Origin of the sequence: Pseudotenacibaculum sp. MALMAid0570 (genome assembly GCF_040151415.1) — a bacterium.
Taxonomy (GTDB): domain Bacteria; phylum Bacteroidota; class Bacteroidia; order Flavobacteriales; family Flavobacteriaceae; genus Polaribacter.
In genome coordinates this window covers 105,789-118,231 of the sequence record NZ_JBDKWF010000050.1, presented here as the reverse complement: position 1 = coordinate 118,231, position 12,443 = coordinate 105,789, and the positions used below count along the sequence as shown (strand labels likewise).

Below are 12,443 nucleotides of genomic sequence, written 5' to 3'. Positions count from 1 at the left end.
TTTCTTTACCATCTCCATTCTTTGTGGAAATAATTTCTTTTAAATAATTCAATATTAATAAACATCCACAAAATCTGTCCTGCTCTTGTTTCTGTTTTACTCTTTTTTATTAAGTCTTCGACAACTCCTACTTTCAGCCAACTAGCGTTTTCTAATAGTTGTTTTGCTTGAGTTTCTAAGTTCTCGAACCATTTCGTTAATGGAACTGGAAATCCTACTTTTTTTCGTTCAATTATCTCTTTCGGTAAATAATTGTACGAAATTTTCTTTAGCAGGTATTTTGGTATGTCTAAAACTTCACTATAGTTATTAGCATCAGATTCTAATGCTTTCTGTTTTGCTTCTTTATTTAGCCAATTCAATTTTAGTTCGTAAGGTACCTTTTTATATGTAAATTCAATTAATTCATGATCCAAAAAAGGGACTCTAGCTTCAACAGAAGTTTGCATAGTAGTCATATCAACTCTTTGAAGTAAACCTTTGACATGATATTTATGAAAAAATCGAAAAATATTTTCATCATTGGCATGAGTTCTAAAATCTGCTTTGATTTTTTCATCAAATATTTTTCTATATTTTTTTGGGGTACTAATAAGTTGATCTCTTAAACTTCTAGATACGTAATCGTATTTTGATATAAAGTAATCGTAAAAGCTTTCATTAGGGCTTTGTTGATTATAATCAAATGCTGCTCTAAAAATTCTTCCATAACCTCCCATTAACTCATCTGCTCCTTCTCCTGATAAAACAACAGTAATCTTTTCTTTTAACTTTTTAGACATCACTGCTAATGGAATCTCATTTGGCACACCTAATGGAGCGTCTTTAAAACGAATTAATCGTTCCCATTGATCCATATAATCATCCTTTTTCATCAAAATTTCATGATGATCTGTTTTATATTTTTCTGAGATTATCTTTGAATATTCAAACTCATTCATCTCTTCAAATCCAATTGTATAAGTATTTACAACTTCTTCTTTACTTAATGCTGTAATTGCAGTGATAAGGCTAGAATCAACTCCTCCACTCAAATATGTTCCAAGAGGGACATCTGATATTAATCGATACTTAATTGCTTTGGTAATCTTATTATCCAATTGTGAAGCTATTTTTTTCTCATCGAATTCTGAATCTCTATTAAACTCTTCTGGTAGACCCCAATAACTAGTTTCTTTAATCTTTAAGTTTTTATCTAGAGTTAAATAGCTTCCTGGAGGAACTTGAAATATGTTTTCAAAAAAAGTATAAGGAGATCTAATATATCTGTTAGCCAAATATTCATCTACTGCATTTTCATTGAATTTTGCTTCAACTAATCCACTTGATAATATTGCTTTAATTTCTGATGAAAATATAAGATTCTCTTCATCTTTATAGTAATATAATGGCTTAATTCCCATTCTATCACGTATTAAAGTAATTTGTTTGTTTTTTGAATTGTATAGTGCTATGCTATACATACCATTAGCTTTTTCAAGGAAATCATCAATCCCTAATTCTTGAACTAACGCTAAAATTACCTCAGTATCTGAACTTGTTTTAAAATCATAATCTACAAGATTTTTTATTTCTTGGAAATTATAAATCTCTCCGTTAAAAACAAGGTGCCACTGTTCATTATTAGAGTGCATGGGTTGATTAGCAATTTCTCTTACGTCTATAATACTTAACCTTCTATGCCCAAGTGCCAGTTTACTTTCATCAAAGTAAAAGCTTCCTGAATCTGGTCCTCGGTGATAAATAGAATCATTCATTGACTCTATTCTAGCTTTTATTTCGCTAACAGTATTCTTAGAATAGATCCCATTAATACCACACATACTCTTACAATTATATTAGTGTTTAATTAATTCATTATTAAGGTACCAATCATATATTTTTCTGATCCCTTCTTTTAGTCCTATAGTATGTTTCCAGCCTAGCGACTCTAATTTTGAAACATCAGTTACTTTTCTTAAAGTCCCATCAGGTTTTTCAGTATTAAAAATGAAGTTTCCACTATAACCTATTTCTTTTTTTATTAAATAAGCTAAATTTTTGATAGAGATTTCTATTCCTGTTCCAATATTTAAATGAGTATTCTTAATTTCTAATTTATTCTTATATAAATCTTCAAAATTTACATTTTCCATTATAAAAACACATGCCTCAGCCATATCTTCTGACCACAAAAACTCTCTCATTGGTTTACCAGATCCCCAAATTTCTACACTATCTACTGCAATTCCGTATTGATCTAAAATCTTTAATGCTTGAATATAATCTCTAACTCCTAAATCTTTAATCAACTCTTCTTTTCTCCCTTCTGAAAACATTTTTGCCAAGTGAATTTTTCTAATTAAAGCAGGAAGTACATGTGACTTCTCTAAATCAAAATTATCATTTGGCCCATATAAATTTGTAGGCATAACAGATAAAAAGTTAGTTCCAAATTGGATATTATAACTTTCACACATTTTTATTCCTGCTATTTTAGCAATAGCATATGGTTCATTTGTATATTCAAGAACGTTCGTCAATAATGAGTCCTCTTTAATCGGTTGATTAGCATTTTTTGGATAAATACATGTACTTCCTAGGAAAAGAAGTTTCTTTACACCACATTTATAACTTTGATATATTACATTATTTTGAATCATCAGATTTTCATAAATAAAATCTGCTCTATAAGTATTGTTTGCAACTATTCCTCCTACTTTAGCAGCGGCTAAAAACACATATTCAGGTTTTTCTTTTTCGAAAAAATCTGCAACTGCTTTCTGATCAGTTAAATCTAAATTTTTATGTGTTTTAGTTATAATATTAGTGTACTTTTTTCTAGTTAGTTCCTTAAGAATGGCACTCCCAACAAGTCCTCTATGGCCAGCTATATAAATTTTAGATTGCTTTTCCATTTTTTAAGACATTGTGTTTCCTGTTTTTTTTAAATACAATTCTTTTTGCATCAACAAAATATCATTATCAATCATTTCTTTTATCATATCCAACAAAGAATATTCTGGCACCCAGCCTAATTTTTCTTTCGCTTTTGAAGCATCTCCAACAAGTAAATCTACTTCCGTAGGGCGATAATAATTAGAATCGACATTTACAACTTCTTTACCTATTTCTATTTGGTATTTTTTATTCATACATGATGAGACATATCCTTTTTCATTTATTCCTTTTCCTTTGAAAACCAGTTCTATTCCAACTTGTTTAAAAGCCATTTTTAGCAAATCTCTTACTGTGGTAGTCTTTCCTGTAGCTATTACCCAATCTTCTGGTTCTTTTGCTTGTAAAATCATCCACATCATTCTTACGTAATCTTTTGCATGACCCCAATCTCGTTTAGCATCCAAATTTCCTAAGTAAATTTTATCTTGGATATTCAAAGCAATCTTTGCAACTGCTCTTGTTATTTTTCTTGTAACAAAAGTCTCTCCCCTAATAGGCGATTCATGATTAAATAAAATCCCATTACAAGCAAATATGCCATAAGCTTCTCTATAATTAACAGATATCCAATAAGCGTATAATTTAGCTACTCCATATGGACTTCTAGGGTAAAAAGGTGTTAATTCTGTTTGTGGAACTTCTTGAACTTTTCCATACAATTCAGAAGTAGAAGCTTGATATATCCTTGTTTTCTTTTCTAGACCTAATATTCGAATTGCTTCTAATAACCTTAGGGTTCCTAATCCATCAACATTGGAAGTATATTCCGGCATTTGAAAAGATACATGAACATGACTCATAGCAGCCAAATTATATATTTCATCAGGTTGTGTCTCTTGGATAATTCTTATAAGATTTGAGCTATCTGTCATATCTCCATAATGAAGAACAAGTTTTCGATTATCAATATGAGGATCTTGATAAAGATGATCTATTCTCTGTGTATTAAAACTAGAGGCTCTTCTTTTAATCCCATGTACTATATATCCTTTATCTAATAAGAATTCTGTCAAATATGCTCCATCTTGACCTGTAATCCCTGTAATTAAAGCTATCTTACTCATCTATCTTCTATTGTTTTTTTGTAACCGTTAGTGCAGAAGCAATTACTTGATGCATATCATAGTATTTATATTCAGCTAATCTTCCTCCAAAAATTACTTTCTCAGATGCTTCAGCTAATTTTTTGTATTTCCCATAAATATCCGAGTTTTTCTTATCGTTAACTGGATAATATGGCTCGCTCCCTTCTTCCCATTCTTTAGGATATTCTCTAGTAACAACAGTTTTATCTTGTTTGCCAAACTCAAAATGTTTGTGTTCTATAATCCTAGTAAAAGGAATTTCTGCTTCAGTATAATTTACTACAGCATTTCCTTGGTAATTAGGAATCTGTAGCATCTCGTGTTTAAAGTCGAGACTGCGATATTCTAATTTTCCATATTTATAATTAAAATACTCATCTATTTTTCCAGTAAAAACAATCTTATCGGCCATTTCGTCATAAATAGATTTCTCTTCGAAATAATCTACTCCTACTTTGGTTTCTACTCCTTTTAAAAGCCCTTCTATCAATTTATTATACCCTCCTATGGGTATTCCTTGATATTTATCGTTGAAATAATTATTATCAAAAGTAAAACGTACAGGAAGTCGCTTAATAATAAATGCAGGTAATTCTGTTGCTTTTCTTCCCCATTGTTTTTCGGTATAGCCTTTGATTAGTTTTTCATAGATATCTTTTCCAACTAATGAAATAGCTTGTTCTTCTAAGTTTTTAGGTTTTTTGATTCCAGACTCTTCTACTTGTTCTTGAATCTTGGCTTTAGCTTCTTCGGGAGTTTTTACTTTCCACAACTGATAGAATGTATTCATATTGAACGGCAAATTATACAACTCACCTTTATAATTCGCTACAGGCGAATTTGTATATCGGTTGAATTCAACAAAAGAGTTTACATAATCCCAAATTTTCTTGTCGTTGGTATGAAAAATATGAGCTCCGTATTTATGTACATTGATTCCTTCTATATCTTCACAATATACATTTCCTCCTAAATGATCTCTTTTGTCAATCACCAAGCATTTCTTATCTTTTTTGGTCATTTCATGCGCGAAAACAGAACCGAACAATCCTGCTCCTACAATAAGATAATCATACTTCATTATCAAAGAGGTTTAAAATTAGGCAATAGTTTATCTTTTTCAGATAACTGAATTTCACTCTCTTCTAACATCCAATCGATATTCAATTCAGCGTCATTATATATAATTCCATCTTCCGATTCTTTGTTATAATAATTATCACACTTGTACGAAAAAATAGTATTGTCTTCTAAGACAGAAAAGCCATGAGCAAACCCTCTTGATACAAATAATTGTTTTTTATTTTCCTCTGATAAAACAATAGAAAATGACCTGCCATAGGTAGAAGACTCAGGTCTAAGATCCACAACAACATCTAAGACTTTTCCCTTAATTACTCGAACTAATTTTGCTTGTGCAAAAGTACCTCTTTGTAAATGCAGTCCTCTTAAAACTCCTCTTTGTGACATAGACTGATTGTCTTGCACAAAAATTGGATTGAGTCCTGTAAGTTCTTGAAATTTATTTTGGTTGAAGCTTTCAAAAAAATAACCTCTACCATCATCAAAAATCTTAGGTTCTATAATAAAACACCCTTTTAGCTCGGTCTCTTTTACTGTCATTATAAGTCTAATAAATGTTTACCATAACCACTTTTTAGCAAAGGTTTTGCTAAATCATGCAACTCTTGTTTTGAAATAAAACCACTTCTATAAGCAGCTTCTTCAATAGATCCTATTTTTAGTCCTTGTCTTTCTTCAATAACCTGAACAAACTGAGATGCTTGCATTAAAGAATGGAATGTTCCAGTATCTAACCAAGCTGTACCTCTGTCTAGTATGCTTACTTTTAATTTTCCTTGTTGTAAGTAAACTCTATTCACATCTGTAATCTCTAACTCACCTCTATCACTAGGTTTGATGTTTTTCGCTATTTCAACTACAGAATTGTCATAGAAATAAATTCCTGGAACCGCATAATTGGATTTTGGCTGCTCAGGTTTTTCTTCTATTGATACTGCTTTCCCATCTTCATCAAACTCGACAACTCCATATCTTTCTGGATCATGAACATGATAAGCATAAATAATTCCTCCATCAGGATTGTTATTTGCTTGTAATAAAGACGATAGTCCTGATCCATAAAAAATATTATCTCCTAAGATGAGTGCTACTTTATCATCTCCAATAAAAGATTCTCCAATTACAAATGCTTCTGCCAATCCGTTAGGGTGTTCCTGTACAGCATATTCAAACCTACACCCAATTCTGCTCCCGTCGCCTAATAGTTTTTTAAATAAAGACAAGTCACTAGGAGTTGAAATAATTAAAATCTCTCTAATTCCAGCGGAAATTAATGTAGAAACCGGATAGTAAACCATTGGTTTATCATAAACAGGCATGAGCTGTTTGCTTACCGAAATGGTAAGAGGGTGTAGTCTTGTTCCCGAACCTCCTGCTAAAACTATTCCTTTCATATTAGTCTTGATATTTTTGTAAATACCACTCGATTGTTTTTAAAATTCCAGACTCGAAGTTTTCATCTGCTTTCCAGCCTAACTCTCCTTCAAGCTTTGTTGCATCTATAGCATACCTAAAATCATGTCCTGGTCTGTCTGTTACAAATGATATTTGCTCTTTGTAAGAAACATCTTTTCCTTTTACTTCATCTAGAATTTCACAAATCTTATTTGCAATGTACAGATTATTTCTTTCGTTTCTTCCTCCAATGTTATAGGTCTCACCAGATATTCCTTTATCAAAAACCAATTCAATTCCTTTACAGTGATCTAATACATATAACCAATCTCTAATGTTTTGTCCATCTCCATAAATAGGAATATTATCACCTGTGATAGCTTTTTTAATAATGGTTGGAATCAGCTTTTCATTATGTTGTTTTGGTCCATAATTATTGGAACAATTTGTGGTAACAACGTTCATTCCATAAGTATGAAAATAACTTCTCACCATAAAATCTGATGATGCTTTTGAAGCACTATAAGGGCTATTGGGTGCATACGAGGTTTCTTCAGTAAACAAACCTGTTTCACCTAAAGTACCGTATACTTCATCTGTTGAAACGTGTAAAAATCTTGCAGATTTAAATTCAGGTTTTATATCATTAGGTCCGCTCATCCAGTAATTCTTTGCCACATCTAACAAATTAAATGTGCCGAATACATTGGTTCTAATAAATGCATCTGGATTCTTGATTGAGTTATCTACATGCGATTCTGCAGCAAAGTGAATAACTCCAGTAAAATTATATTCATTAAAAAGAGATGCTACCAACTCTCTATCACAAATATCTCCTTTGACAAATGTATATCTAGAGTGGTTCTCTATCTCTTTTAAATTTTCAAGATCTCCAGCATAAGTCAATACATCTAAATTGACAACATAAACATCTTGATTATTCTCTAAAAAATAGGGTACAAAATTGGAACCTATAAAACCAGCTCCTCCAGTAACTAAAATAGTTCGCATTTACTTGTTTTTATACTCTTCTAAATATGTGTTGAGAGCTTTTAACATCAGGAATGCAAAAACAATTAACATTCCAGCACCTGCAAGAATAAAAATATAATTTCGTTCTATTCCTTTAATTTCATAACCAACAGGTTGAAAATTAGAAATTACATTAATAACTTCCGATTTTTCCGAAATCTCTTCAGAGACTTCTTTCAAGTCTTTATTTATTGTTCTGTTTGTTTGAAATAATTCTAATTCTTTTGTAGTCCTATTTTCTCCGCCCAAATCTATGGTTGTACCACTAGATTCCTTGCCCGCTTCTTCGAGTAATACTTCCATATAGACTTTCCTTAATGAGTCTATTTGAACTAAATTACTTTTCAAGAGTGAATCTGTTCGGTATAAATTTTCTCTTGTTAATTTTTTTAATCTATTAAAATATTCATTCTCCACAATAGAAGAAATAATAACATCATCTAATTTGGAAAAAACCTTATTATCTGTTGCCTCTACATGAATAGCATGCACTTTATAGTCGTAATCTGTAAATACCTTTTTAAACTGAGCAAAAGAATAGCTTTTAGCTGTTAAAGTGTCTACAGATAGTATAAGCTCATCATACAATTCTAAAACATCATTGTCTGTTACAACTGGACTAACTTCAAATTTCCTCAATGAACCTGCTTGATTTTTATCTATCTTAAATATCTTTACTAAAGAAGATGTATCTTTTTGTTTAATAAGGTCATTATAAAAACTAACGTTATTATATAACTGTCTCGAACTCTTAAAATTTGGCTCTACTAATAAATCTGATCCGTAAGTAGTTTCTTTTTTATACTCTAAAAATGTACCTATTCCAGCTCCAATAATTGCTGCAATAGTAAGTTTTACAATATTTCCCTTAATAAAAAGAAGTATTGCAATGATAAAATCAAATAGTCCGAGTAAAACTTTCCAAATAAAATTGAAAAGCTTTTTAAACCCGTTTCCTATGATAATAAACAAAGAGCCTAAATCTACTTCTTCTTCTTTATTTTGATGATTTGTTGACATATTCTGGTTGATTAATTAATCTTTAAAATATTTGTTCTAGAATTCGTTGTGTAATAGCATATGTTGGCACTACACCTGTCATTCCTAAACCTCCTGAAGCTAATGTTGCTCCTGTTTCTAGAGGGTTGTCTGAAGCATAATATGCGTATCTAACTTTTACATTTTCAGATATATTTCCTCTAATTTTTGATGCAGATTGAATTGCTTTTTGATAATGCGCTCCTTCCATTTCCAGTCCAATAACGTTCCAAGTTGAATCATGAAAGAATTTTAGCAAGTCTTTATTTTGAAGCGATGTTCCTAATACAGTAACCATAGCTCCGTCAAATGATTGAACTCCAAATCCTTCTAGGTCTTCTTTAGCTAACTCGTTTTTAAACGGATAGTTATCTGCTGTTCCTTCAAAAATATGAGATGAAGGAATCATAATATCTCCTTTACCACCTTCTAAAATACCCGCTTTACCCATGATAGAAACAGACTCTACATTTAAGTGAGTTGAATTTCCGTTTTCTTTATAAGGTTTTAGCAATTCGTCCATCGTTTCATAGGCTTGCTCTCCAAAAGCATAATCCATAACAATAATTACAGGATCTTGCTCTTTTGAATTTTTCTTTTCAAAAGATATCTCGTTAAAATTGATTTTTTGAGTGTCTATTACTTGAACATTAATATTGGTTCCTGATGTATCCTTGATGTAAATTAAACCGTTATGAGAAGCATATTCTTTTATCTTTTTATGCAAAGGTTTACTTTCATCATTACTTAACAGCTGATACAATTCGAATCCTTCGTTATTTTTGGCTTCGTTAGGAAGAGCATTTGGTGCATAAATAGAATTTAACACACTATGCATATTTGCACTTATAATATGTATTGGTCTTTCTAAAAGGTTATTATCTTTTAAAACTTTTTTAATATTATTAGCCCATACTTCTCCGTAAATATGATGTCCGATACTTTCGCTTAAAACAGAACTAAATGTTACAGTTCTTTTGCGTTGATGACAGCTTTCATTAATAGCTAGTTTTCCTAACCAGTATATAATTTGAAAAAATCTATCTGGGTTTTCCGAACTGGTAAAGCTTTTATATGCATGAGCAACTTCATCGTAGGTTCTTCCTAAAATATTTCCTAAATGAGCAATGGTTATTTCTCTTTCTTCATCAGAAAGAGCTTTATTGTTTAATACTATTTCTTCTAAATGTTCCCATTCTCTTGTTACACTTTCTTCGAGATTTAAAAGAACTCTCTCTTTTATCTTATGTGATTCGATGAATAGAAATGTAAGATGTGTAAGAATGTCATAGATTTCAGATCTACCTCTAGTGATTTCTATATTCATCTGATCTCTATCAATTCTATAACAATTTCTCCTTCTCTTGGGAGGTACTATAACTTTAAAATGGGAATTAGCGTATCCTTCATCAGCAGTTAAATTAATAAACTGACATTCTTCAATTCCTTCTGGCAAACGTTCTATAACGTAGACCAATCCATTCAATTCGACTCTATCTTCTGCGATAGAACCATAAATTTCTGGTCGTAAGAGTAATAAGGATTTTCTTAGAGTCTCACCCGAAACACCCATAGGTTTATAAAACCCTCTACTAAAAAGGTGACGCATAGAAATGTATAGTTTTTCTATGGCATTTGTAGATTCTTGAGCACGTGTTCTTTCCTTGTGTTTGGTTTGTGACATATGTTTTTAGGGTTCAAAGATAAGAAATTAGCTACAGTTAAGCGCCACTTAAGATTTTACTGTATTGTTTTGTATCTTTTAAAACATCTACTGCTTTTAAAACTACTTTGTCTTTTTTAAGTTTATTCTGATAGCTTCCTTCTTTAAAGTAATATCTGCTTAAGATTTCATTTTGAATTAAATTAGAAATATAATCTCTATTTTTTGAGATTTCTTCCACTTTATTTTTGTTCAACTTCTTTTTGATTTGTTGATATTCTTTTGAAAGTAATTGTTCGCTTTCTAGAGATTCATAGGCTTTTAAAAACATTTTCTCTTGAACGGTTTTAAAAGATGTGTCAGTTGTTAAAATGTAATCTTGAAACTTATTAAACTGATTAAAAGTGAAGTCCGGAGCAGCTGAAATTGTTGGGTTTTTGATGGTGAAATCGGTAACAAAATTAAAAATCGCTCTTGTTTTTATTAATTCTTTTGTTGCTTCTGTTCTTTCTGAAAAACCAACAACTATGTCTGGCTGAACTCCTCCTCCATCATAAACGGTTCTACCATTTTTAGTCTTATATGCAGTTACTGTTCCGTCAGAAAATTTTGGAACTTTTCCATTCTCATCTCTATTTGCATAGTCTAATTCTTGAATACATCTACCACTGGGTGTATAATATTTAGAGATTGTAACTTTAAGTTGAGTCCCGTACGTTAATTGTCTATATCGTTGCACCAACCCTTTTCCAAAGGATCTTTCTCCTAAAACCACAGCTCTATCAAAATCTTGTAGTGCTCCACTCACAATTTCTGATGCAGATGCCGACCTATCATTTACCAAAACAGCTACTGGAATTTCCAAGTCTAAAGGTTTATTTGTAGCTCTATAAGTATTACTCCATTTCTTAACTTTTGCTTTAGTTGACACAATAGTGCTTCCTTTTGGTAGAAAGAAATTTGAAATATTAATAGCTTCTAGTAATGATCCTCCTGGGTTACTTCTTAAATCGAAAACAAGTTTTTTCATTCCTTTATCTTTTAAGGCTTTAAATGCTTTCTTAACTTCTGAAGATGCTTTTTCATTAAATCGAGTTAGTACAATGTATCCTGTTTCATTATCAATCATATCATAATAAGGCACAGGGTTTACAACTACTTTTTCTCTTACTACAGTAAGGTTCATTAATTTTCCTTGCCTATCAACTTCTATATTTACACTGGAGTTTGGAGCTCCTTTTAGAAATTGAGAAAGTTCATCACTTTCCATATTTTGTATTGGTTGACCATCTACTTTGGTAATAATATCTCCTGCTTTCAATCCTTTTTTATCAGCTTCATATCCTTTATAAATTTCTGCAAGTGTAATTCCTTTTTCATCATAGTAAACAGATACTCCTATTCCTGCATATTCTCCTTCTCTTCTTATTCTCGCTTCTTCTACTTCTTGTTCGTCATAATAGTTTGTATATGGGTCTAAATCTTTCAGCGTATTCTTAATTGCTTTATCTGTAAACTCAGCAGGATTGATCTCATTCACATAATACATATTTAACTCTTTATACAAGGTTGTATAAATTTCTAATTGTTTTGCAACTTCAAAGAATTTTGATTTGAAGGAATATGTGGTTAATACTACTCCTATAAGGAGGATAATTACTTGGTATTTTTTTACTTTAACTCGTCTCATTGTGATGAATCTTTTACTTCCTTAATAAATAACGCTAAAATCTCTCGAATCTTTTGCTCTACCTCTTTATATGAAGGTTCTTTCTTTCCAATAAAGGTAAACATTAAAATGTAGGACTGATTTAACTCATCATAAACCTCTTTTTTTGTTAACCTGTAAGCTTCTTTTAGCAATCTTTTTATTCGGTTTCTATGCACCGCTTTTTTAAAATTTCGTTTAGGAACAGAAAATCCTGCTTGGACTTTAAAATCTGAAGTATGTTCTGTTTTTAAGTAGACTAATCTGATTGGAAATTTTTTAATCGATCGGCCTTCATCAAACAGCTTTCCTATTAGTTTTCTACTTTTTAATTTTTCTTGTTTTCCAAATGTATTGCTCATTACTTACAAACTTACAGAAAACAGTAGTTTGTATGTCTTTAAAAACAAAAATTTGTTTAAAAATATAGTCCTAGGTTATTTTTAAATATGATTTATTGCATCGTAAGCACCTAAATTTTTTAGAAAAAGGAACCAAT

General features: G+C 31.0%; 11 protein-coding genes. All 11 read right to left on the bottom strand.

What is annotated here, in order from left to right; translation table 11 throughout:
* Positions 1-5: 5 nt before the first annotated feature.
* From asnB to rnpA, 11 genes are read right to left on the bottom strand one after another with little or no spacing between them, the layout of a single operon-like run.
* On the bottom strand, positions 6-1,823 hold the full coding sequence (gene asnB / locus AAON49_RS12810; protein WP_349555137.1) for an asparagine synthase (glutamine-hydrolyzing): 1,818 nt from the start codon (positions 1,821-1,823) through the stop codon (positions 6-8).
* Positions 1,824-1,838: 15 nt separating this feature from the next.
* Positions 1,839-2,897, bottom strand: a complete 1,059-nt coding sequence (locus AAON49_RS12805; protein WP_349555136.1) for a GDP-L-fucose synthase family protein — start codon at positions 2,895-2,897, stop codon at positions 1,839-1,841.
* Positions 2,898-2,900: 3 nt separating this feature from the next.
* Positions 2,901-4,004, bottom strand: coding sequence for a GDP-mannose 4,6-dehydratase (gmd, locus tag AAON49_RS12800; protein ID WP_349555135.1), 1,104 nt, complete (start codon positions 4,002-4,004; stop codon positions 2,901-2,903).
* A gap of 7 nt (positions 4,005-4,011) precedes the next feature.
* The gene (gene glf, locus AAON49_RS12795) at positions 4,012-5,106 is read right to left on the bottom strand and encodes a UDP-galactopyranose mutase (protein WP_349555134.1); all 1,095 of its coding nucleotides are present in this window, start codon (positions 5,104-5,106) and stop codon (positions 4,012-4,014) included.
* Between the two features lie 2 nt (positions 5,107-5,108).
* Positions 5,109-5,648, bottom strand: a complete 540-nt coding sequence (gene rfbC / locus AAON49_RS12790) for a dTDP-4-dehydrorhamnose 3,5-epimerase (RefSeq protein WP_349555132.1) — start codon at positions 5,646-5,648, stop codon at positions 5,109-5,111.
* A complete protein-coding gene (rfbA, locus tag AAON49_RS12785) occupies positions 5,648-6,502 on the bottom strand; it encodes a glucose-1-phosphate thymidylyltransferase RfbA (protein WP_349555131.1) in 855 nt (284 codons plus the stop codon). The genes rfbC and rfbA overlap by 1 nt, the downstream gene beginning before the upstream one ends.
* A gap of 1 nt (position 6,503) precedes the next feature.
* The gene (gene rfbB / locus AAON49_RS12780) at positions 6,504-7,514 is read right to left on the bottom strand and encodes a dTDP-glucose 4,6-dehydratase (RefSeq protein WP_349555130.1); all 1,011 of its coding nucleotides are present in this window, start codon (positions 7,512-7,514) and stop codon (positions 6,504-6,506) included.
* Positions 7,515-8,555, bottom strand: coding sequence for a hypothetical protein (locus AAON49_RS12775; protein ID WP_349555128.1), 1,041 nt, complete (start codon positions 8,553-8,555; stop codon positions 7,515-7,517).
* 22 nt (positions 8,556-8,577) lie between these two features.
* Positions 8,578-10,257, bottom strand: coding sequence for a DUF6909 family protein (locus tag AAON49_RS12770; protein ID WP_349555127.1), 1,680 nt, complete (start codon positions 10,255-10,257; stop codon positions 8,578-8,580).
* Between the two features lie 37 nt (positions 10,258-10,294).
* The gene (locus tag AAON49_RS12765) at positions 10,295-11,926 is read right to left on the bottom strand and encodes a S41 family peptidase (protein ID WP_349555125.1); all 1,632 of its coding nucleotides are present in this window, start codon (positions 11,924-11,926) and stop codon (positions 10,295-10,297) included.
* Positions 11,923-12,306, bottom strand: coding sequence for a ribonuclease P protein component (rnpA, locus tag AAON49_RS12760; protein ID WP_349555124.1), 384 nt, complete (start codon positions 12,304-12,306; stop codon positions 11,923-11,925). The genes AAON49_RS12765 and rnpA overlap by 4 nt, the downstream gene beginning before the upstream one ends.
* Positions 12,307-12,443 lie beyond the last annotated feature (137 nt).

Coding starts and splice junctions, on each gene's coding strand:
- asnB (WP_349555137.1), bottom strand. CDS start 1,823: ATGTGTGGTATTAATGGGATCTATTCTAAGAATACTGTTAGCGAAATA.
- rfbB (WP_349555130.1), bottom strand. CDS start 7,514: ATGCGAACTATTTTAGTTACTGGAGGAGCTGGTTTTATAGGTTCCAAT.
- rnpA (WP_349555124.1), bottom strand. CDS start 12,306: ATGAGCAATACATTTGGAAAACAAGAAAAATTAAAAAGTAGAAAACTA.
- rfbC (WP_349555132.1), bottom strand. CDS start 5,648: ATGACAGTAAAAGAGACCGAGCTAAAAGGGTGTTTTATTATAGAACCT.
- glf (WP_349555134.1), bottom strand. CDS start 5,106: ATGAAGTATGATTATCTTATTGTAGGAGCAGGATTGTTCGGTTCTGTT.
- gmd (WP_349555135.1), bottom strand. CDS start 4,004: ATGAGTAAGATAGCTTTAATTACAGGGATTACAGGTCAAGATGGAGCA.
- AAON49_RS12765 (WP_349555125.1), bottom strand. CDS start 11,926: ATGAGACGAGTTAAAGTAAAAAAATACCAAGTAATTATCCTCCTTATA.
- AAON49_RS12770 (WP_349555127.1), bottom strand. CDS start 10,257: ATGTCACAAACCAAACACAAGGAAAGAACACGTGCTCAAGAATCTACA.
- rfbA (WP_349555131.1), bottom strand. CDS start 6,502: ATGAAAGGAATAGTTTTAGCAGGAGGTTCGGGAACAAGACTACACCCT.
- AAON49_RS12805 (WP_349555136.1), bottom strand. CDS start 2,897: ATGGAAAAGCAATCTAAAATTTATATAGCTGGCCATAGAGGACTTGTT.
- AAON49_RS12775 (WP_349555128.1), bottom strand. CDS start 8,555: ATGTCAACAAATCATCAAAATAAAGAAGAAGAAGTAGATTTAGGCTCT.